The organism is Bradyrhizobium sp. C-145 (genome assembly GCF_023375135.1).
Lineage (GTDB): Bacteria > Pseudomonadota > Alphaproteobacteria > Rhizobiales > Xanthobacteraceae > Bradyrhizobium > Bradyrhizobium zhanjiangense.
Genome location: NZ_CP088150.1, coordinates 3683535 through 3705100, shown reverse-complemented (window position 1 = coordinate 3705100; position 21566 = coordinate 3683535). Strand labels below are relative to the sequence as shown.

The 21566-nt window shown below is 63.9% G+C and carries 20 protein-coding genes and 1 pseudogene; 6 read left to right on the top strand and 15 right to left on the bottom strand.

Annotated elements, in window-relative coordinates:
* The first annotated feature begins 8 nt into the window (after positions 1 to 8).
* Positions 9 to 776, top strand: coding sequence for an amino acid ABC transporter ATP-binding protein (locus tag LRP30_RS17050; RefSeq protein WP_276017373.1), 768 nt, complete (start codon positions 9 to 11; stop codon positions 774 to 776).
* A 114-nt stretch (positions 777 to 890) separates the two neighbouring features.
* Positions 891 to 2366, top strand: a complete 1476-nt coding sequence (locus LRP30_RS17045; protein WP_249761101.1) for an FAD-binding oxidoreductase — start codon at positions 891 to 893, stop codon at positions 2364 to 2366.
* A gap of 7 nt (positions 2367 to 2373) precedes the next feature.
* Here LRP30_RS17045 and LRP30_RS17040 read toward each other — a convergent pair whose 3' ends face one another.
* The 7 genes and pseudogenes from LRP30_RS17040 to LRP30_RS17010 form a co-directional block, all read right to left on the bottom strand.
* Complete coding sequence (locus tag LRP30_RS17040; protein WP_128934380.1) at positions 2374 to 3027, bottom strand: TadE/TadG family type IV pilus assembly protein; 654 nt, start codon at positions 3025 to 3027, stop codon at positions 2374 to 2376.
* Entirely contained in the window at positions 3027 to 3584 is a 558-nt protein-coding gene (locus tag LRP30_RS17035; protein WP_249761100.1) for a TadE/TadG family type IV pilus assembly protein, read from the bottom strand. The genes LRP30_RS17040 and LRP30_RS17035 overlap by 1 nt, the downstream gene beginning before the upstream one ends.
* 12 nt (positions 3585 to 3596) lie before the next feature.
* Positions 3597 to 5006 (bottom strand): pilus assembly protein TadG-related protein, encoded by a 1410-nt coding sequence (locus LRP30_RS17030; protein ID WP_249761099.1) that lies wholly within the window; start codon positions 5004 to 5006, stop codon positions 3597 to 3599.
* A 354-nt stretch (positions 5007 to 5360) separates the two neighbouring features.
* A pseudogene (locus LRP30_RS17025) lies at positions 5361 to 5504 on the bottom strand (GMC oxidoreductase); the annotation flags it as partial.
* Between the two features lie 55 nt (positions 5505 to 5559).
* Positions 5560 to 6093 (bottom strand): hypothetical protein, encoded by a 534-nt coding sequence (locus LRP30_RS17020; RefSeq protein ID WP_249761098.1) that lies wholly within the window; start codon positions 6091 to 6093, stop codon positions 5560 to 5562.
* 452 nt (positions 6094 to 6545) lie between these two features.
* On the bottom strand, positions 6546 to 8105 hold the full coding sequence (locus LRP30_RS17015) for a carboxyl transferase domain-containing protein (RefSeq protein ID WP_249761097.1): 1560 nt from the start codon (positions 8103 to 8105) through the stop codon (positions 6546 to 6548).
* Positions 8035 to 9009: a helix-turn-helix domain-containing protein gene (locus tag LRP30_RS17010; RefSeq protein WP_164934467.1), complete on the bottom strand. Its 975-nt coding sequence runs from the start codon at positions 9007 to 9009 to the stop codon at positions 8035 to 8037. The genes LRP30_RS17015 and LRP30_RS17010 overlap by 71 nt, the downstream gene beginning before the upstream one ends.
* A 95-nt stretch (positions 9010 to 9104) precedes the next feature.
* Here LRP30_RS17010 and LRP30_RS17005 point away from each other — a divergent pair, with 95 nt between their 5' ends.
* The 4 genes from LRP30_RS17005 (at position 9105) to glsA (ending at position 14829) form a co-directional block, all read left to right on the top strand.
* Positions 9105 to 9326 carry a biotin/lipoyl-containing protein gene (locus LRP30_RS17005; RefSeq protein ID WP_128934384.1) on the top strand — a complete coding sequence of 74 codons (222 nt, stop codon included), beginning with the start codon at positions 9105 to 9107 and terminating at the stop codon, positions 9324 to 9326.
* 144 nt (positions 9327 to 9470) lie between these two features.
* Complete coding sequence (locus tag LRP30_RS17000; protein ID WP_128938619.1) at positions 9471 to 10637, top strand: TAXI family TRAP transporter solute-binding subunit; 1167 nt, start codon at positions 9471 to 9473, stop codon at positions 10635 to 10637.
* 247 nt (positions 10638 to 10884) lie between these two features.
* Positions 10885 to 12960, top strand: coding sequence for a TRAP transporter permease (locus LRP30_RS16995; protein WP_249761775.1), 2076 nt, complete (start codon positions 10885 to 10887; stop codon positions 12958 to 12960).
* Between the two features lie 21 nt (positions 12961 to 12981).
* On the top strand, positions 12982 to 14829 hold the full coding sequence (glsA, locus tag LRP30_RS16990; RefSeq protein ID WP_249761096.1) for a glutaminase A: 1848 nt from the start codon (positions 12982 to 12984) through the stop codon (positions 14827 to 14829).
* A 68-nt stretch (positions 14830 to 14897) separates the two neighbouring features.
* Here the strand turns inward: glsA and LRP30_RS16985 are convergent, their stop codons facing one another.
* From LRP30_RS16985 to eda, 8 genes are all read right to left on the bottom strand, one after another.
* Positions 14898 to 15200: a nucleoside triphosphate pyrophosphohydrolase family protein gene (locus LRP30_RS16985; RefSeq protein WP_164934466.1), complete on the bottom strand. Its 303-nt coding sequence runs from the start codon at positions 15198 to 15200 to the stop codon at positions 14898 to 14900.
* 27 nt (positions 15201 to 15227) lie between these two features.
* A complete protein-coding gene (locus LRP30_RS16980) occupies positions 15228 to 15755 on the bottom strand; it encodes a carboxymuconolactone decarboxylase family protein (RefSeq protein WP_249761095.1) in 528 nt (175 codons plus the stop codon).
* 618 nt (positions 15756 to 16373) lie between these two features.
* The gene (locus LRP30_RS16975) at positions 16374 to 16733 is read right to left on the bottom strand and encodes an OB-fold domain-containing protein (protein ID WP_128938615.1); all 360 of its coding nucleotides are present in this window, start codon (positions 16731 to 16733) and stop codon (positions 16374 to 16376) included.
* Entirely contained in the window at positions 16730 to 17866 is a 1137-nt protein-coding gene (locus tag LRP30_RS16970; RefSeq protein ID WP_249761094.1) for a thiolase family protein, read from the bottom strand. Before LRP30_RS16970 ends, LRP30_RS16975 begins: the two co-directional genes overlap by 4 nt.
* 155 nt (positions 17867 to 18021) lie before the next feature.
* Positions 18022 to 19221: a CoA transferase gene (locus LRP30_RS16965; protein ID WP_249761093.1), complete on the bottom strand. Its 1200-nt coding sequence runs from the start codon at positions 19219 to 19221 to the stop codon at positions 18022 to 18024.
* A 123-nt stretch (positions 19222 to 19344) separates the two neighbouring features.
* The gene (locus LRP30_RS16960) at positions 19345 to 19551 is read right to left on the bottom strand and encodes a hypothetical protein (protein ID WP_091888505.1); all 207 of its coding nucleotides are present in this window, start codon (positions 19549 to 19551) and stop codon (positions 19345 to 19347) included.
* Between the two features lie 126 nt (positions 19552 to 19677).
* On the bottom strand, positions 19678 to 20847 hold the full coding sequence (locus tag LRP30_RS16955) for an acetyl-CoA acetyltransferase (RefSeq protein WP_128938612.1): 1170 nt from the start codon (positions 20845 to 20847) through the stop codon (positions 19678 to 19680).
* A gap of 59 nt (positions 20848 to 20906) precedes the next feature.
* Positions 20907 to 21557 carry a bifunctional 4-hydroxy-2-oxoglutarate aldolase/2-dehydro-3-deoxy-phosphogluconate aldolase gene (eda, locus tag LRP30_RS16950; RefSeq protein ID WP_249761092.1) on the bottom strand — a complete coding sequence of 217 codons (651 nt, stop codon included), beginning with the start codon at positions 21555 to 21557 and terminating at the stop codon, positions 20907 to 20909.
* Between the last annotated feature and the right edge of the window lie 9 nt (positions 21558 to 21566).

Here is a 21566-nt window from a genome sequence, read left to right as displayed (position 1 = left end):
GAGACAACATGCCTCGAGAGAATTTGAGCGATGCCACGCAGCCCGGCGCAATTGTCGTCGTCGAGAATGTCGTGAAAAGGTTCGGCACGTTCACTGCGCTGAACGACGTCAATCTCGAGGTCGGCAAGGGCGAGAAAATCGTTCTGTGCGGCCCTTCCGGCTCCGGCAAGTCGACGCTGATCCGGTGCATCAACCATATCGAGAAGCACGACGAAGGCCGGATCATCGTCGACGGCGTCGAGTTGAGCAGCCGCGTCGCCGACATCAACAGTGTGCGCTGTGAAGTCGGCATGGTGTTTCAGAGCTTCAACCTCTTCCCGCATCTCACGGTGGCCGAGAACTGCATGCTGGCTCCGATGAAGGTTCGCGGCCTGTCGCAAGCAGAAGCGCGCGATCGCGCACTCGGCTTGCTGCGGAAGATCCGTATTCAGGATCAGGCAGACAAGTATCCCGCACAATTGTCGGGTGGTCAGCAGCAACGCGTCGCGATCGCGCGGGCGCTGTGCATGCAGCCCAAGATCATGCTGTTCGACGAACCGACATCCGCTCTCGACCCTGAGATGGTCAAGGAAGTGCTGGACACCATGGTGGAGCTGGCGCGAGATGGCATGACGATGGTCTGCGTGACGCACGAGATGGGATTCGCCCGCGAAGTCGCCGATCGGGTGGTCTTCATGGATCGTGGAAGCATCGTTGAGGAGGCAAATCCTGAAACGTTCTTTCGAGCTCCCCGCACGGACCGGGCGAAGGGCTTCCTGAACCAGATCATCCACTAGGCCCCTGCCCGGCTGACATCAAGCGACGTCGCTGGACTCCCCGGCGCAAACGTGGACAATGCCCCGACGCACGCCACGTGCGCAGTGCACACCAAGATGCGCCAGAGGAAACAAATGCCGGCTGCCTTCCCGTCGTCCCTTCCCGCCATCCCGACCGCTCCCTTGACCACCGAGATGCGCGATGCGTTGCGCGCGATCGTGGGCGAGAAGGGATTTATCGAGGACGAGCACGGCAAGCAGCCGTTCGTGACGGACTGGCGCGGATTGCTGGTCGGGGGTGCTGGCGGCGTCGTTCGTCCAGGCAGCACCGAGGAAGTGTCCAAAGTGGTCCGGCTTTGCCATGAGCAAGGCGTCGCGATCGTGCCGCAGGGCGGCAACACCGGCCTGATGGGTGGGGCAACGCCCTGGCCTGCGCACACCGGCATCGTGTTGTCGCTCGGCCGCATGAACCGCATTCTGGAGGTCGATCCCGTCGGCTATTCGATGACGGTCGAGGCCGGCTGCGTGCTGCAGACGCTGCAGGAGACCGCGGCCAGTCACGACAGGTTCCTGCCCCTCAGTCTTGGCGCCCAGGGCTCGTGCATGATCGGCGGCAATCTGTCGACGAACGCCGGCGGCGTGCAGGTGCTGCGCTATGGCAATGCCCGCAATCTCGTGTTGGGGCTTGAGGTCGTCCTGCCCAATGGCGATGTCTGGGACGGACTGCGTGCGCTCAAGAAGGACAACACGGGCTACGACCTCAAGCATCTGTTCATGGGCGCCGAAGGCACGCTCGGCATCATCACCAAGGCCGTCCTCAAGCTATGGCCAGCGCCGAAGGACGTCTGCACCGCGTGGCTGGCGATCCGCGATCCGCGCGCAGCCCTGGAGGTCCTATCCGAAGCGCACGCAGCGTCCGAGGATAATGTCGGCTCTTGCGAGCTGATGAGCCGCAGCGCCATCGACATGGTGCTGCGTCACATTCCCGGCACACAGGATCCGCTCAAGGCGGATACGCCATGGTACCTTCTGCTCGAATGGTCGTCCGCGCGCCCACGCCGGGACGGGACTGAGGGCATGTCCGAGAAGATGGAGCAGTTTCTGGCCGATCAGCTCGAAGCCGGCCGCGTGCTCGATGCGACGATCGCGCACACGATCAGTCAATCGCGCAACATGTGGCGCATCCGAGAGGGCGTCGCCGAGGCCTCCAGGGCCGAGGGACCTGGGCTCAGCTACGACGTCTCAGTGGCGATCTCCAGGATTCCGGAGTTCATTGACAAGGGGCTCAAGGCCGTGCTCGGCATTCTCCCGACCATTCGCCCCTATCCGCTGGGGCACATCGGCGACGGCAATCTGCATTTTTCGTTCATGGGGCCCAAGGGCATGGATCAGCAGACGCTGACCCAATACAAGGGCGCCATCACGCGGGCCGTGAACGATCTCATCACCTCCATGGGCGGCTCGATCTCGGCGGAACACGGCATCGGCATCGACAAGCTCGACGAGCTCAGTCACTACCGCTCGAAGACCGAGCTCGACATCATGCGCACGATCAAGCGCGCGCTCGATCCGCAAAACATCATGAATCCCGGCAAGGTGCTGCGGCTGTGACCGGTGATCAACAGGTCTTCTGCTGCAAATGCTGGACGCAGGTGCAGGTCGACGTCGCCGGATATTTCACGTCGTAATAGGGAAAGCTCGAGGTGGCCGGGCTGTTGGTCGAACAACGCGGGAACAGATAGTAGCTGTCGGACAGCTTCACGGTGCCGGCGATGGTGAAGCCGAGGTTGGGCGCATAGTCGTAGGACACCTCACTCAGAATGAGCGAGATGTTGGCGTTGCTGGTACCGCTCGGCGCGGTAAACGATGACAAGGTCATCTGCTGACCGACGGTTCGCGCTCCCGAGGAACTCGTCGACTTGCTCCACTGCACCGTCGCCTTCCCCGTGCTGTCGGTCGACACTTCCGAGACCGTGATCGTCATCAAGGAGGTCGAGCCGTTCTTGGTAGGATATGGGGCCATGATGGCGGTCGCCGCCGCGAGAATACCGTCCATCTGAGACGACGTCACCGCCGTGTTCTGCGTGATCATGTCGGCGACACTGTGCGCGGTCGCGCTGACCTTGACGTTCATGGCGAGGCCGTTGCCGAGCTCGACACCGCCGACATAGAGCACCAGCATGAATGGCGCCACCATGGCGAACTCCGTCGCTGCAACGGCGCGGACATCGGTCAACAGGTGCCGAGCGCGAGACGACAGGGCGGAAATCATCAGGAAGCTCCTGGCTCGTTCTGGAACGCGGCGGACGACATGATCAGCCGGTTGCCGTTGCTGAGATTCGAGAGATTGAAACCGAGCGGCCCGAGCACGACCGGCCACACATACATGACGCGGAGAACGACGATGTCGCCGGCGTCGCCCGGATCGTACTGCCAGGTATTGGTGACGTTGCCCGAGCCGTCGAAGGTCAGGGTCGGCATCGCCGTGTTCGCGGACGTCCATGAAGTCGCCACCTGCATGTCGACCATCAGGCCGCTGCAATTGAACAGGATAACGATCTGATCGCAGACCTTTTGCTTGAAAACCGCCTGCGGCATCTTCGCGGACTGAACCTGCCCGGTCATGACGAGGCGCGCCGACTGGCGCACGACGGATTCGAGCATCTGCTGGGCGAAGAAGACCAGAAACGTCTGGAGGAGCGCGATGATGAGCGCGAGGAACGGCGCAGCGACCAGCGCGAATTCGACGGCCGTGGCGCCCCTCCTATCCCGCGCGAACGCGGCGCAGCGATTGCGGCGGCTCTTGGTTGTTGCGGCGGGGCCAATCATGGCGCTTCTTCTCTACTGCACGAGGCTGGCTGTGCTGGACGCGACTTTGAGGAAAAGGTTGGTCAGCGCCGCGGAAATGTCGCCGCCGGTCTGAACGCTCGCGTACAGACCGGGCGAGGCGCACGATTCCAGCCGTTGCGCGATCGTACCCGTGGACGAGGACGGATTATTGAATTGCGCGATGCGCGTGTTGTACCAGTTGTCGGTCGGCAGCTGCAGATACTCGGTGTAGAGAACCGCGATGCGAATGCCGCGGTTCTTGATCGTCGTGCATGCCGCGGTATTGAGCGGCTGCTGGCAGCGCACTTGCGTGGTGCCGACGGTTGGAAGCGGATAGGTGGCATTCGGATCGCAGCTTGCAGTCTTCGGGATCAGCTTGTCTTCAACCCCGTCGGTCACGAGGAACACCACCTCCTGCGGCGTATCGCCGGCTTGGTTGGTGCCGCTGCCAGGGGCGGGCATGACGCCGTTGACGCCTGTCAGCCCACCTGAGATGTCCGAGCCGTAGTCGGTGGAGCAATTGCCGTAAATGACGCAGTTCTGGTGATCCACCGTCATGAGCTGAATGTTGCCGATCATCGTGCCCGCGGTCGTGGGGGTCGTCAGCGTCTGGATCGTGTTGAAATTGTAGTCGAAGGTGTAGATGGCGGCCTTGTAGGTGGTGTTGTTGAGCGCCGCCATGCACTGCATGACGCCGCCCGAAACACCCGATTGCGGGCACGACCAGGGCCCCACGAGCAATTGCTTGACGGCATTGGTCACGAGATCGATTCGCAATGTGATGTTCTTATTGCGTGCGACGGTGAGATTATCCTTGTTGGTCGAACTCGGGTTTTGGTTATTGGGATGGACTTCGTGACAGGCGAACGCGCAGTTTCTCGCGTATGAAGGCTGACTGCTCGTAGCAGCGATCATGTTGTTGATGTCGGTCTGCGTCGCTGCGATCGCCATCGACGGCGAGTCGTCCAGCAGCAGGTAGAAATTCATATTGGGCGCGCTCGACGCCTTCGCCGTCGCCGAACCGGCCACCTGCCAGGTCTGCTTGCCGAGGACGCCGGGGAAATTATTGATGGACTCCGCGGTGTAGGACACCGTGATGGTCCGCGCGAGACCGGAATCGGTGACAGTGACCGTTGGCGTCGGGACCGCCGACAGGCCGGGAAGATTCGCCTTCGCTGCGAAGACGGCTTCCGCGGTCGCCCTGACCACGGACGTGTCGGTCTGCGTCAGCATCGCCGGCCGCACGGCTGCGATCGCGGCGGCGTCGGCGGCTGCGTTCAATTGCTCGCGCTTGCGCAAGGCCAGCGTGTAATCCAGCGTCATGCCCAGGAGAAAGACGGTCGGGACCATCATGAGCGCGAAGATAATGGCGACGTTGGCCTTCCGATCTCTGGCGAAACGGAGCACTACCCGGCGGAGCATGACCTTCATCCTGATTGCCGCGTAGCGGCAAAAATACTTCCTGAAATCCCGTGATGGACGAGGCGCAGCATTCCTCACGCCGACCCCCGCGCATCGCAGGCCGGAATATGGATTTGGCCTTCTTAATCAACACTTACGTGCAATCCACAAACATGGACCGCGACAAATTGAGATGTCTCATATTGAGAAAGCATCATTAACGCCGCATAAACGCGATCATAGAGATTGCGGGCAGGAGCATCCGGACGGTCGGATGGCGGCATCCTGGCCTAGCTTGGCGCATCTGGCCTGAGACGCGGAGGGCCCGCGGCTGCTCCGGCAAGCCGCTGTTAATCCCGGAAGAACGCTTGCAGCTCACTGGATCGCAGCAGCGATCTTTTCCGCCGACATCAGGACCGGGAAATTGGTGTTGGCGCAGGGCACCACCGGGAAGATCGAGGCGTCGACGACCCGCAGGCCCTGCACGCCCTTGACGCGGCCCTGGTTGTCGACCACCGCGAATTTCGGCAAAGTGTGACGGCTCTAGTTGATGCCGGGCAATCCTGCCATCTTCTCAGCCGCGCGGGTTGACGACCGTGTAGCCCCGCAGCGAGCGCGCATGCATTCGCGTTGTGTGACCGCCCGAATTGGCGTCGTAGGCCATCCACATGTCGCCTCCGAGGTGTTGCTCCAGGACGAAGACATGCCCGCGCCGGGCCGCGACCATTCCCGGTGCCGGTGACGTACGCGGAAAGCGCAGCCAGTTCGCAGCGAGATTCAATTCCGGCACCACACGCCCGAACACGCGCAGAGCCGCGCCGCAGCCGCAGAAGGATGAGGGGCAACCAGCCGGCCGCCCTCCGATGATGCGCGTGCCGGAGACACTCGTCGCCGCGGCGCCGCCTGCGTCGGTCACTGTCAGTTGCGTCGAGCGATAGGCTTGTAGTGAGGATCTGGACGTCCGCTCTGAGCGGGTTTGGGAATACGAGAAGTCACAGGGCATCGTGACGTTGCATTCAGGTGCTTGATGAATGCGATAGGGCCGGGCTTCGGAAGCGATAGAGCTAAAGGCAACGAAAAGGCACGCAGAAAGAACTGACTTGAACATTGCAGGGCTCCAAATTGTGAGATCCCTGCCCCGCAGCGAGCAACCAATAACAGTTTGGCTGAAATCGGCCTAAAGAGCGGCTGAAAGTGGTTGCATTTGCGGGCTGGCCTCCGCAACCGTTGTAAACCAGACGTAGCGGCCGGAACGATTAACTCGCAGAAAACGAATGGCGTATCGTCGAAACTGAGACTTGACCAATTGTGCATCAGCGACGGCTATGTCGCTGCAAACCGCGGTCAAGTGTCCCCAGCTAGCGCGCAGGCGCGTGGGGAATTTCCCATCGCTCGAGACGATCGATTGACGCTTGCCGTTCGTGCTGGCCCAGCCAAATCGTGAGGAGGACCAGCGCGCCGGCGAGAGCGCCGATGCCGAAATACAAGCTCCTCATGCGCGACGAATGCGGCACGCGGGGAAAGGTTCCTCGCCCGACCGCTGCAATCACGGCTTGAGCGCTACGGCCTGATCGAAAAATTCTCCGGCGGCCCTGCCTTGCGCAGCGGCTCGGCGAGGCGCGCGAACTCGCACAGCAATGATCGCGTCTTCCTGGGATCGATGATCTCCTCGACCCAGAACTTTTCGGCCGAGCGGAACGGCGAGCGCAGCTTGTTGAGGCGCGCTTCGATCTCCTTCAGCTTCGCGACCTTGTCCTCGGCCGCGTCGATATCGGCGCGGTAGGCGGCTTCGATGCCGCCTTCGAGCGGCAGCGAACCCCAATAGGCGGACGGCCAGGCGTAGCGGATCGAGAAGCGGTCGGCGGGCTGATGCACGACGCCGGCGACGCCGAAGGCGTTGCGCAGAATCACCGTGCACCAGGGCACGGTGGTCTGGTTCACCGCGGCCATGGCGCGGACGCCGTGGCGGATGGTGGCGGCCTTCTCGGCATCGAGGCCGATCATGAAGCCGGGGCAGTCCATGAGATAGACGATCGGCAGGTGGAAGGTCTCGGCGAAGTCGACCCAGCGCACCACCTTCTGGCAGGCATCTGCGGTCCAGGAGCCGCCATAATGAAAACTGTCGCTGGCGAGCAGCAGCACCGCCCTGCCCTCGAGCCGCGCGAGACCGACGATAACAGGCTTCCCGAAATTCTTGGCGACCTCGAAGAACGAGCCCTTGTCGACGACGGCGTCGATGATCGGCCGCACCTTATAGACCTGCTTGCGGTTGCGCGGCACCGCGCTCAGCAGCGCTTCCTCGGTGCGCTCCGGATTGTCGGTGCAGGGCAACGTCGGCGGCAGCTCGTAAACCGAGGACGGCAAATACGACAGGAAGCGCCGCGCGCAGGCAAACGCCTCCTCCTCGGTCTCGACCGCGTGATCGATCGCGCCGGCGCGGGTCTGGATGTCGGCGCCGCCGAGTTCTTCCTTCGACAGATCCTGCCCCAGCGCCTTCACCACCGGCGGGCCCGCCACGAACATCGCGGACTTCCGGGTCATGATGGAATAGTGGCTGGCGGCCAGACGCGCGGCACCTAAGCCCGCGACGGAGCCGAGGCCGAGCGCGACGACCGGCACGCGCGACAGGTTCTCCGTCGTGAAGCGATACCAGCGCGTGCCGCCGATGCCGCCAGGCAGATTGGCCGCGCCCTTGGTCTCGATGGTCTTGACCGAGCCGCCGCCGCCGGAGCCCTCGACGATGCGGACGATGGGCAGGCGGAAGTCGTGCGCCATCTCCTCCGCCATCAGCGGCTTGGCCGAGATCGACGCGTCCGCCGAGCCGCCGCGCACCGTGAAATCGTCGCCGACCACGACCACGGTACGGCCGTCGATGCGTGCGCGGCCGAACACGCAGTTCGCCGGCGTCACCTTCTGCAGCTCGCCGCTGGAATCGTACTCACCGATGCCGGAGACGGCACCGATCTCGTGAAAGTTGCCCTTGTCGATCAGTCCGTCGATGCGCTCCCGAACAGTCAGCCGGCCCTGGTCATGCTGTCGCTTGACCTTGTCAACGCCGCCCATCTCCCGCGCGAAGGCTTCGCGCCGGGTGAGCTCGTCGAGTTCCGGCTTCCAGTTCATTCACTCCCTCCGAGTTGATCGGCTTGTTATTGTTGCGCACGGCCATTGCGACCGGCTTACGCGAGAGACGGTTGTTGAAGGCATCGCCCTCCGCGCCTTCCATGAGGCTGCCGAGCGAGCGGCCGAGCGTGAGCATCAACGGGGCGACTTCGTCATGCAGCCGCTGCTCGTCATACATTGCAGCCAGCAGGCCGATCGTGATGACGACGAAGGTCTGGTACTGCGGCGACCAGATCGGCACCGCGAGCCCGTTGATGTGCGGACTCCACAGGCCGCAGGCCACGACATAACCGCGCTCGCGCAGCGACTGCCGGTTGGCCTCGATGCGGGGCCTCAGGATCTTCGCAGCCTCGGGGGCCTCCCGCTCCATGTCCGCAATGAAGGCATCGCCGACCTCGGGCGCCAGTGCCGCGGTGTAGGCTGCGCCAGCCGCGGTCGAAGCCATCGAGATGCGGCTGCCGGTGCCCTCGTGCAGGCCGAGCGCGCTCGCCGAGCGTGCGAACTGGAGATAAACGAGATGGAAGCGATCGGGAACGACGAAGCCGACCGTGCCCGGAAGCTGCTCGGCGACTTCCTGAAGCCGCTGGCGAATCATGCTGCGCAGCTGCGCGCCCTTCATCATCGAGGCGCTCATCGCCACCGCGCTCGGGCCGATGCGATATTTTTGATCGCGCGGCAGGTAGACGAGCTGGCCCATCCGCGTCAGCGTGTGCGTGAGCCGCGACACCGTCGAGCGCGGCAGGCCGCAGCGATTTGAAATCTCGAGATTGCCGAGCCGCGCCTCGTGGCCCTCGAAGCATCGCAATACGTCGAACGCGCGCGACACCACCTGGATGACATCACCCTCACCGGCATCGCCAGCGAGGACACCTTGCCTACTTAACCGCTCCGATCGTCGTCCCATGTTCCCTACCAGCTTGTTTCGCTCTGCGGAATTAAATTCCACTTGCAGACGACGCTACCTCAGGCATTTTGCGACGACAACAAAAAGGCGATGGCATGCCAGAAATTAAGATCGTCACGGAGGTCGCGGGGCGCATCTGCGCAACTCCCGTGCAGGTTGGAGGAACCGTCGCAGATGGCGATGACGTTGTAGTCGTCGAAGCCATGAAGATGGAGATACCCGTGCAGTCGCCCGCGAGCGGCACGATCACGTCGCTTCTGGTGAAACTCGACGACGTCGTTGCCGAGGGACAAGCGATCGCGATCGTCGCAAACTGACTGCATAATCCCTGGATTCCGCGACATTCTGTCAGCCTGGTTTCTGCATTCGCGCTCCGGCGTTGCCATCGCGGATGCCCGGTGACATGATCCGATTCAAGCAAGAAGGTCTTCGCGCTTAAGCGAAGATGATGGAGGGAAAACATGCTTCGTGGGCTGCTCATGCTCGCGCCTGCCTTGGTGGCAGGCATTTCTTTTGCGTCTACACGCTATGCGTTCGCCGAGGATATCAAGCTGCCGGCGACATTGACGTTCACCGCCTATGACACCGGCACCGCCGGCTTCAACATCGCGGTCGGCGTCGGCAAGATGATGAAGGACAAATATGGCACCGACGTGCGCGTCCTCCCCGCAGGCAACGATGTCGCCCGCCTCGCGCCGCTGCGCGCCAAGCGCGCGGCTTCCGCGGCGATGGGATCGGGCACTTACTTCGCGCAGGAAGGCGTGTTCGAGTTCGGATCGAAGGAATGGGGGCCGCAGCCGCTCCAGATCCTGCTCTCGACGGTCGACTGCAATTGCGGCTCGCTCGGCGTCGCCGCCGACACCGGTGTGAAGGAGCTGAAGGACCTCAGAGGCAAGCGCGTCGGCTTCGTCGTCGGCTCGCCGGCGCTGAACCAGAATTCGCTCGCGGTGCTCGCCTTCGCAGGGCTGACGCAGAAGGACGTCAAGGCCGTCGAGTTCGCAAGCTACGGCGCGATGTGGAAGGGCCTGATCAACAACGACGTCGATGCCGCATTCGGCACCACCATCACTGGCCCCGCCAAGGAGGCCGAGACCTCGCCGCGCGGCCTGATCTGGCCGCCGCTCCCCGCCAAGGACAAGGAAGGCTGGGCACGGATGCAGAAGGTCGGCTCGTTCTTCTTCCCGCAGCTTGCGACCTGCGGCGCCGGCATCTCGCCGGAGAAACCGGTAGAACTCGGCAACTATCCCTACCCGATCTTCGTCGCCTACGCCTCGCAGCCGGCCGATCAGGTCTATGCGATCACCAAAGCGATGATCGTGAACTACGACGCCTACAAGGACTCTGCACCCGGCGCCGGCGGTCTTGCCGCCGACCGGCAGACCAAGAACTGGGTGGTGCCGGTGCATCCCGGTGCGGTGAAGGCGCTGAAAGAGGCCGGACAATGGAGCGATGCGCAGGAGGCGCACAACAACAAGCTGATCAAGCGGCAAGAGGTGCTTGGCGCGGCGTGGGCGGCGTACGGCAAGTCCAATCCGCCATCGGATGACAAGGCATTTCTCGACGGCTGGATGAAGGCCCGCGCGGCAGCGCTCGCCAAGGCCGACATGCCGAATGGATTTGAGGAATAGAACGCGATGCTGTTGGGTTTGATCGTTGCCGCGCGCGAAGTGCGCTCCCTCTCCCGCTTGCGGGAGAGGGTTGGGAGAGGGTGTCTCCACGGCGGGATTCCCCCAGAGGAGAAAACCCTCACCCGGCGCTGGCGCGACCGACCTCTCCCGCAAGCGGGAGAGGTTGAGCGAGCCCGCGACGCGATCGATGCAAAACAACACCCATTCGCATTAGCCAGCGTTCAATAGCCCACACGCGGGATCGATGATGCCTTCTGCTTCCACCTCCACCGGCCCGCAGGACGAGGCCAAGCGGATCGTGTTCGACGATCCGCACGGCGCCGCCGCCAACATGCAGGAGGCGGAGGTCACGCGCGTGCGCACGCTGCGCGGCGCCTGGCGCTGGACGCTGGTGGTTGCGACGGCGGCAACCATCCTGCTCTGCATCAACCAGCAATTCTCACTGCGCTTCTTCGTCGGCTACACCCAACTCAACACGGAATATTTCTATCTCCTGATCGCGTTGATGCTGCCGTTCACCTTCCTGATCTTCCCAGGGACTGAACGTGCCCCGCTCGACCGCATTCCCTGGTACGACCTCGTCTTGTTCGTCGCGACCTTCGCGGCGGCGCTGATGCTGATGTCCAACGTCCGCAAGGCGGCTGAGGCCGGCTGGGAGTTCGGCGGCGCGCCCAACAGCGTGATCGCGGCGGGCCTCGTGATGTGGGTGATGCTAATGGAAGCGCTGCGCCGCACCGGCGGCTGGAGCCTGCTGCTGAGCGTCTTTCCCTTCACCGTCTATCCGCTGTTCGCCGAATCCAGCTGGCTCGGACCGTTCCGCGGCACCCAATCGACGCTCGAGCAAGCAACCGCCTACCACGTACTCTCAGGCGAGAGCCTGCTCGGCATTCCGATCCAGGCCTTCGCCGACACCGTGATCGGCTTCCTGGTGTTCGGCACCGCGCTGATGATGACCGGGGCCGGAAAATTCTTCATCAACCTCGCCTTCGCGCTGTGCGGCACCTTCCGCGGCGGTGCGGCGAAGGTCTGCATCTTTGCCAGCGGCCTGCTCGGCATGATGTCGGGCTCGATCATCTCCAACGTGCTCACCGCCGGTACCATGACCATTCCCGTCATGAAGAAGAGCGGCTTTCGCGCATCCTATGCCGGTGCGATCGAGGCCTGCGCCTCGACCGGCGCGGTGTTGGCGCCGCCGGTGATGGGTGCGACTGCTTTCGTGATCGCGCAATTCCTCAATGTCAGTTACGCTGATGTCGCGCTCGCCGCGATCATTCCGGCGGCCCTCTATTACGTCGGCCTGTTCATGCAGGTCGATGCCTATGCCGCGCGCCACGGGCTGAAGGGGATTCCGCGCGCCGAGCTGCCCCGCATCATGGATACGATCAAGGACGGCTGGTACTACGTCTTTGTCATCGCGCTCCTGATCGTGATGCTGCTCTACTTCAAGCGCGAGAGCCACGCGCCGTTCTACGCCACAGCGCTGCTGCTGGTCCTCAACCAGTTCTTCTCCAAGGACACGCGCTGGACGTTTGCGACCATCGGCAAGTTCCTGGAGGTCAACGGCCGCACCTTCGTCGAGCTGGTCGGCATCCTCGCCGGCTGCGGCCTGCTGATCGGCGCATTCTCGATGACCGGCGTGGTGTCGAGCCTTGCCAACGATCTCCTGCATATTGCCGGCGACAATGCCTTCCTGCTGCTCGGCATGTGCGCCCTCACCAGCCTGATCCTCGGCCTCGGCCTGACGACGACGGCCTGCTACATCTTCCTCGCCATCCTGGTCGCGCCCGCGCTGGAGAAGCTCGGGCTCAATCGCATGGCCGTGCACATGTTCATCTTCTACTGGGGCATGCTGTCGTCGATCACCCCGCCGGTCGCCATCGCCTCGTTCGCCGCCGCCGGAATCGCAGGCTCGCCGGCGATGAAGACCGGGTGGGAATCGATGTGGGTCGGCAGCATCATCTATTTCATCCCATTCTTCTTCGTGCTCAATCCGGCGCTGGTGCTGCAGGGGCCGAGCCCATACCTCGCCGGACTCGGCCTGATGGGGCTTGCCGCGTTCGGCACGCTGTTCATCTGCGGCGGTATCCAGGGCTACCAGCCCTTCGTCGGCGACTTGCGCGGCGCTGGCGCGCTGGAATGGCCGATCCGTGTGCTGCTGGTGATCGGCGGCTTCGTGGTCGCGACGCCCGGCGGCGGCATCATGCCGCTGTCGCAGATGCAGGTGACGCTGCTTGGCCTTGCGATCCTCGCACCCACGGCTCTGCTCGCCCTTGTCCTAGTCCGCCGGCAGACCATCGTGCCGGACGGGTTGCGCGCGCCCTGATTGCGTTGCACAAGTGAGGCGATGAAGCCGCTATCGCCCGCCGCCTCCGCCTGGACCCGCTCGAAACCGCCCTTGCTGCGGTTTCTGGACAATTGCCTCAACGAATTCTCGGCCGAGACCTCAGGCAGCGTAGCCGACTACATCCCCGAGCTGGGCAAGGCCGACCCTGCCCATTTCGGCATCGGCCTCGCGACGCTGGACGGGCATGTCTACGAAGTCGGCGACAGCCGGGTGCCCTTCACCATCCAGTCGATGTCCAAGCCGTTCGTGTTCGCGCTGGCGCTGGACCTTTTGGGAGCCGGCAAAGTCGAAAGCGCGATTGGCGTCGAACCTTCCGGCGACCCCTTCAACTCGATCCGGCTCAATGCCGAAAACCATCCGTTCAACCCGATGGTCAATGCCGGCGCGATCGCCTGCACCGGGCTGATCTACGACAGCAAGGGCGCGGACGCTTTCGAGCAGATCCGTCTTGCGCTCAGCCGTTTCGCCGGACGCGATCTCGCCGTCGATGAGGCGGTCCATGCTTCGGAAAGCCAGACCGGCGACCGCAACCGGGCCATCGGCTATCTCCTCAAGACCAACGCCGTGATCTCGGACAACGTCGCGGCCGTGCTCGACGTCTATTTCCGCCAATGCGCCGTGCTGGTCACAGCGCGCGACATCGCTGTGATGGCGGCGACGCTCGCCAATCGCGGCATCAATCCGGTGACGGGCGAACAGGTGCTGACGCCCTACGCGATCTCGCGCACGCTCTCGGTGATGACATCGTCGGGTATGTACGATTATGCCGGCGAATGGATCTACCGGATCGGCATCCCCGCCAAGAGCGGCGTCGGCGGCGGCATCCTCGCCGCACTCCCTGCCCGGCTCGGGCTCGGCAGCTATTCGCCCAAGCTCGACAAGCACGGCAACAGCGTGCGCGGCATCAAGGTCTGCGAGGCGCTGTCCTCGCATTACGATCTGCACATGCTCAACCGCAGCGACGACGCGCGCAACGCCGTCATCGCCGACTACGACATCGGCAAGAGCCCGTCGCGGCGCGTGCGCCGGCCGCAGGAGCGCGAGATTCTGGCGGCGCACGAGCAGGAGGTGCGGGTCATCGAGCTGGTCGGCACGCTGTCGCTGTCGGCCGTCGACTACATCTCGCGCCGGCTCGCAGGCCGGCCGCGGCCGCAATTCGTGATCTTCGATCTGCACCGCGTCACCTCCACCACGCGTGCCGGTGCGCGACTGATCGCCGAAGCCTTCGAAGAGCTCGCCGCACTCAACGTCACGGTGGTGCTGTCGGGAGTCAGGCGCGCCTCCAAGGAATGGGACAGCTTGCGGGAATGGACGGCGGAGCTGAAGAACGTCCGCGACTTCTACCTGCTCGACACCGCGATCGAATGGGCCGAAGACCAGATCGTCTACCGCTATGGTGGCTCGATCGACTTCCACGAGACCACCGAGCTTGCCGAGCAGCCGCTTCTCGCGGGACTGAGCGAGGACGAGCTGACCAATCTCGCCGCAATCTCCACCGTCAGGAACTATCCGTCCGGCGCAAAGATCGTCACGACCGGCGACCTCGCCGATGCCGTGTTCTTCCTGCGCAGCGGCGCGGTCCACGTCACGCTGCCCGATGGCGTCAGGCTGGCAACACTCACTGCCGGCATGGCCTTTGGCGAGATGGCGCTGCTGGAGGCAACGCGCTCTGCCGACGTATTCGCCGACATGGCAGCGACCGTTTTCGAAGTGCCTTTGAAGGATTTCGAGCGCTTCCGCGAGCAGCACCCGCGCGCCAGCGAGCGCATCATGCGCAATCTGGCCCAGCTATTGGCCGACCGCCTGATCGTGGCGAACGCCAAGGTGGATATTCTGACGTCGACGTGAGCGGTGGCCGAGCTCTTCACCTCTCCCCGACGGGGAGAGGTGGCCGGGGCCTCCGGCTCACGCTTGCCTCAGCGGCTCGCGGCCTCGCTCAGCCGCCGGTTGATCCTGGCTGCGCTGGTCTTGAGCACTTCGGACGGCTGCTGGCCGGTGGCCGCGCACAGGCACGCCCAGTAGTAGACGACGTCGCCGAGCTCATTGACGAGACCCGCCTGATCCAGCCAGCCGTCGCGGAGCAGCTTCTTGATGTGATCGGCGACCTCGCCGGCTTCGCCGGCAAGTCCGAGACCGAGATAGGACAGCCGCTCGTTGGACGGATGCTCTTCGACTTTCGCAATGCTCGCGGCCCAGGCCGCATATTCATCGATCGTCATCGGCATTCCTCGCCGCTTCTAATCTGATCAGCCCACCACTTCCGTCACCGGCTGCAGGTCGATCTCGAACGTCTGCAAGAATTTCGAGGTCATGATGTAGAAGCCGACCGAGAGCTGGAGCTCGACCAGCGCGGCCGGCGTCAGCTTCGATGCGATCGCCTTAAAGGTCGCATCCGTCGGCTTGTTCAGTTTCACGATCTCGTCGGTGAAGGCCAGCGCGGCGCGCTGCACCTCGTTGAAGCAGCTCGCCGCCTGCCAGTTTGCGAGTGCCTCGTTCTGCTCGTCGGTGACACCGACATTCTTGCCGATGCGCTTGTGCGCGACGATCTCGTAGGGCGCCTCGCACAGGATGCCGGTACGCGTAATCGCAAGCTCGCGTACCACCGGATCGAGCTCGCCCTTGTGGCGGATGGCGCCGCCAAGGCGGCAGTACTGCTCGAAATAGCTCGGCGAGTGCGCCATCATGCGGAAAATATTGGCATTGCGGTTCTTGTCGAGGATTTCGCGGGTGCGGTCGGAGGCCTTGGACGGATCGCTGTACTGAATGCGGGCCATGATTTTCCTGAAGTTTTCCCGGAAGTTTGTCTCTAAAGTTTTCTTGGGCTTTTGATGCTTGTTGTCGTTGCCGGTGAGAGTTCCCCGAAACTCTATTCCTGCGCCGACGCAGGAGCAACATCATCGAGTCAAATTGCCGCCGCATTGCTGATCGACCCTGACACAGTCGATATTCGCCGCGTGGGGACAAATTGCGGTGGGTACTCGTGAGTGGGGTGTTTCGAGTAAAACAATTGGCCGTCTTTGCGCTCACCACGCAACGATGAGTCACGCCCAAGTCTAGGGAGAACAAGGCATGAAGGAAGCCACCAAGGGGGCGGCCTCGGGAGCGCTCGCGCATATGCTGGCGGTGACGGCGATGCTCGTCATCGCCAGCATCTTGTTCTACGGGCGTTGAGTTAAGCGTTTCAGAGTTTTCGTCATTCCGGGGTGGCCCTCGCACAGGCCAGGCCCAGAATCCCGTTCCAGGCTCGGTCCTTTGGACCGCCCCCGAATGACGAATCCCACTGCTCGTCCATGTAGCCCGGATGAAGCGAAGCGCAATCCGGGAAATCCACCCGCGAAGGTGAGAACCCCGGATTTCGCTGCGCTCCATCCGGGCTACAGCATCCAATCCCACTATCTCTCTTTGGTGAAGAACGGCACGAGCTTGCCGGCAAAGGGTTTGAAGCTCGCGGTGACCGAATCGCCGATGGCAAGCCCGTTCTCGCCATGCGCCATCATGCGAAAACCCTCGGCGCAATCGACCAGCAGGATGTTGTAGGGCACGTGGGCGCGCGTCTCGGGCGTCGCGGCGCGGCAGACCAGCGAGGTCGCATACACCCTGCCCTTGCCGCTGGCGCGCGCTTCCTGCGGATCGGACACGCCGCAGGCGGCGCAGAAGGCGCGGTGGAAATACTGCACATGGCCGCATGCGGCGCAGGTTTGGTAGGTGATGGCCTGTTCGCCCTTGGTCCAGTCGGCCAGACGCTCGCTCATCGCACCTGCTCCAGGAACATGCTGACATGGGACGACAGCACGCCGCCGTCGCCGTGCAGGAGCGCGACAGAGGCATCGCGCACCTGCCGATTCGCCGCCCGTCCCGTCATCTGCAAATGCGCCTCGACCAGATGCGCCATGGCGCCGCCGACGCCGCAATGGCCATAGCTGAGCAGGCCGCCATGCGTGTTCAGCGGCATCGCGCCGTCACGGCTGAAATGGCCTGATCGTACGCGGGCTGCAGCCTCGCCGCGGCCGGCGAGGCCGAGATCCTCCAGCAGCATCGCGAGCGTGATCGTGAAACTGTCGTAGATGGCGGCATAGCGCACGTCGGAGATCGCAAGGCCCGTGGCCTCCTTGGCGCGCGCGATCGAGATTTCGGCGCCGAGTTCGCTGAGGCCGGGTGCGGCCGTAACATGCTGATGGGTATGGGCCTGCGCGCAGCCACGAATGCGCACGCCCGCCGCCCCGGTTTGCTCGCGACTGACGATGAACGCAGCTCCGCCGTCGGACACTGGGCAGCAATCCAGCAGCTTCAGCGGCATCGCCACCGGCTTGGAGGCCATGACGTCGGCGACCGTGATGGGATCGTGGAATTGCGCGCCGGGATGGGTGCGGGCGTGTGCGCGCATCAGCACCGCGAACTCCGCGAGGTCCTCCTCGGTCACGCCGTATTCGTGCATGTAGCGGGTGGCGACGAGGCCGTAATAGGCTGGAATGGTCGGGCCGAGCGGCACCTCGTAATCGGGATGGCCGACCTGCGCCAGCGCCTGGATCGAAGCGTCGCGGCTCTGGCCCGTCAGCCGGTTCTCGCCGGCGACGACGAGGACGTGGCGCGCGACGCCTGCCTCGACGAGATGATGGGCGAGCATCGTCATCGCGAGGCCCGTGGCGCCGCCGACCTGGACGGCGTGGGCGTAAGCAGGGCGGATGCCAAAGTGCTCGGCGAAAACGGTCGCCAACATGATGTGCGGCGAGACGGTGGAGTAGCCACAGAGGATGCCGTCGATTTCAGTGCGCTTCAGCCCGGCATCGTCGAGCGCGGCTTGCGCGGCCTTGCTCATCAGGTCGAGCGAGGATGAGCATTCGTGCTTGCCGTAAGGCGTGAGGCCGACGCCGGTGATGAAGCTCATGAGCATGCTCCTCCGTCGTCATTCCGGGGCGCGCCTTCTTGAGGCGCGAGCCCGGAATCCATCGTGCAACATGTTCCGAGGATAAATGGATTCCGGGCTCGCGCTCCAAGTGGAGTGCGCCCCGGAATGACGGTTGAGAGAGGCATCATCACCCCCTACTCCGGCACGGGTCGCGTCACGCCATCGCGGATCATGGTTGCGATCTCGTCGGCGGAATAGCCGATCTCGCGCAGGATCTCCGCGCCATGCTCGTTGAGCCGCGGCGCGAGCCGCACCGGCTCGGCTTCCGTCTCCGACCAGCTCGCGGTCACCTTCATGCTGCGGATCGGGCCTTCCGTCGGATGCTCCACGACCGGGAAGAAATTCGTCGCCTCCAGATGCGGATCGTGCAGGATCGAGGCGAGGTCGTGCATCGGCATGACCGGTACGTCGGCCTTGGTCAAAAGCTCGATCCACTCGGCGGTGGTGCGCGTCTCAAAAATGCGCGCGAGCTCGGCATAGACGACGTCGATATGGGCAGCGCGGCCGGCGAAGGTTGCGAATTTGGGGTCGGCGCGCAGATCGTCGCGTCCCGTCGCCTCAAAGAAATTCTCCCACTGCTTGTCGTTGTAGACGATGACGCTGAGATGGCCGTCCGAGGTCTTGTAGGGCCTGCGGTCGCGCGAGAGGTGGCGGGCGTAGCCGCCTTTGTCGAGCGGCGGCTCATAGGTGAGCCCGCCCATGTGGTCACCCATGACGAAGCCGGCCATGGTCTCGAACATCGGGATGTCGACGCGCTGGCCGCGGCCCGTGCGGTCGCGATGCACGAGGCTGGCGCAGATCGCACCGACCGCAGTGAGGCCGACGATGCGGTCGACCAGCGCGTTCGGCACATAGCGCGGCACGCCGTCGCCGGTCTGCGCCATCAACGCCGGCAGCGCGGTCGCCCCTTGGATCAGATCGTCATAAGCGGGTTTTGCGGCATAGGGCCCGTCCTGCCCGAAGCCGAACACGCCGGCATAGACGAGACGTGGATTGATCGCGGAAACGACGTCGTAGCCGAGCTGAAGCCGCGCCATCGCCTGCGGACGGACGTTGTAGACGAGCACGTCTGCGTCCCTCAGCAACCGTAGCACGGCATCGCGCCCCGCAGGCTTCTTCAGGTCGAGGCAGATCGAGCGCTTGCTGCGGTTGGTGTTGAGGAATACCGGGCCCATGCCGGCGTGCCGCGTCGGGCCGATCAGGCGGGTGACGTCGCCGTCGAGCGATTCCACCTTGATGACGTCGGCGCCGTAATCGCCGAGCATCTGGGTCGCATAAGGCCCCATCAGCACGGTGGTCATGTCGATGACCTTGATGCCCTTCAGCGGCCCCATCGTTCGCTCCCGATTGCGCAGGGCTCAAGCGCCCAGCGATTTCGGTCCAGCTAACGGCAGTGTCGCCGCTCGCGCAAGGGCGACCGGCGTATGGCGGCATGCATCGCGCGGCGATATCGCCCGCTATTTCTTCTGGCGGGATTCGCGGATCTTGATGAGACGGTCGAGCTCGTCGTTCTGCTGATTGATGCGGTCGGCGATCCGCGACTCGTTCTGCTCACCCGAGGCGGCAGCGGCCTGCTCGATGAGCTGGCGGATGTTATCCTCGAGGATAGCGATGCGATCGTTGAGGGCATCCATCGACAGTGAAGTTTCGTAGTCCTTGCTCATGATGCTTTTCCCGCAAACCAACCAGGAGCCGTAGGGTGGGCAAAGCGAAGCGTGCTCACCATGATCTAGCGCAAGAAAGAAGTGGGCACAGCGCATGGCGCCTTTGCCCACCCTACAGGACTGAGCTTACTTCAACGGCTCCAGCACGGAAACGTAATTGGCGACCGCCGCACCGCCCATGTTGAAGATGCCGCCGAGTTTTGCGTTCTTGAGCTGCATGCCCTCGGGCGCCTGTCCGGCGAGCTGCATCGCGGTCATCACATGCATGGAGACGCCGGTGGCGCCGATCGGATGGCCCTTGGCCTTGAGGCCGCCGGACGGATTGACCGGCAGCTTGCCGTCCTTGAGCGTCCAGCCTTCCTTGATGGCGCGGGCACCCTGCCCCCTCGGCGTCAGGCCCATGGCTTCATATTCGATCAGCTCGGCGACCGTGAAGCAGTCATGGGTCTCGACGAAGGAGAGATCGGAGAGCGTCACGCCCGCCTGCTCCAGCGCGCGCTGCCAGGCGACCGTGCAGCCCTCGAACTGAAGGATGTCGCGCTTGCTCATCGGCAGGAAGTCCTGGGCGTGGGCGGTGGCGCGGAAGCCGACCGACTTGCTCATGCCCTTGGCGGTCTCGGCGTCGGCCAGCACCAGCGCGGCGGCACCGTCGGAGACCAGCGAGCAATCGGTCCGCTTCAAGGGACCGGCGACATACGGGTTCTTCTCGCTCTCGGCCCGGCAGAAGTCGAAGCCAAAATCCTTGCGCATCTGGGCGAAGGGGTTGGCGACGCCGTTCTTGTGATTCTTGGCCGCGATCAGCGCCAGCGCATCGGACTGGTCGCCGTATTTCTGGAAATAGGAGCTGGCGATCTTGCCGAACACGCCGGCGAAGCCGCCGACCGTGTCCCCGTCCTCGGGCAGGTAAGACGCCTTGAGCAGGTTCTTGCCGATCTCCGGGCCCGGCGTGCGCGTCATCTGCTCGACGCCGACGACCAGCACGATCTTGGCCGCGCCTGCGGCAATCGCGCGCAGGCCCTGATGCACGGCCGCCGAGCCGGTCGCGCAGGCGTTCTCGACCCGGGTCGCCGGCTTGAAGCGCAGCTTGGGGTCGGCCTGGAGCACCAGCGAGGCGGTAAAATCCTGCGGCGAGAAGCCGGCGTTGAAATGGCCGAGCACGATCTCGTCGACATCGCCGGCCGATATGCCGGCATCCGCCAGCGCCTCATTGGCCACGCGGGTGACGAGGCTTTCGACGGTTTCGGTGTCGAACTTGCCGAACGGCGTATGCGCCCATCCGACGATGCTGGCGGTCATGGTCATTTCTCCCTGGGGTCTCTTCCTGAGTTAAGTCTTAGCCCAGGGATGGCAAGACTTCACGCGGCTTTCAGGGCTTTGACGGTGCGCTGGCAGATGGCAGTTATGCCGGCCCAGTTCCCGGCCCTGATCTCGGCCGTCGGGCACAGCCAGGAACCGCCGACGGCGACCACATTGGGCTCGGCGAGCCAGGTCGCCGCATTGGCCTCGCCGACCCCGCCGGTCGGGCAGAACCGCACGTTCGGGAACGGGCCGCCGAGGGCGCGGAGGCCCTTGATGCCACCAGCCTGCTCGGCCGGGAAGAATTTGGCGACGTCGAACCCCTGCGCCAGCGCCATCATCAGCTCGGAGGCGGTGGCGATGCCCGGCGCGAACGGCAAGGCGCTGTCGGCAGCGGCCTTGAGGAGATCGGGGGTCAGGCCCGGGCTGATGCCGAACTTGACGCCGAGCTTCTCGACGCGGGTGAAGTCGGCCGGACTGAGAATCGTGCCGATGCCGACGACCGCCTCGGGCACTTCGGCCATCATCGCCCTCGCCGCCTCGATCGCTACCGGGGTGCGCAGGGTCACCTCCAGCGTGCGGACGCCGCCGGCGACCAGCGCACGTGCCAGCGGCACCGCATCCTGGATACGCTCGATGGTGAGGACGGGAATGACGGTCGCCGCCTTGAACAGCGCGACGAGGTGATTCTGTTGGGCACTCGTGGTCATCGTTGTTGT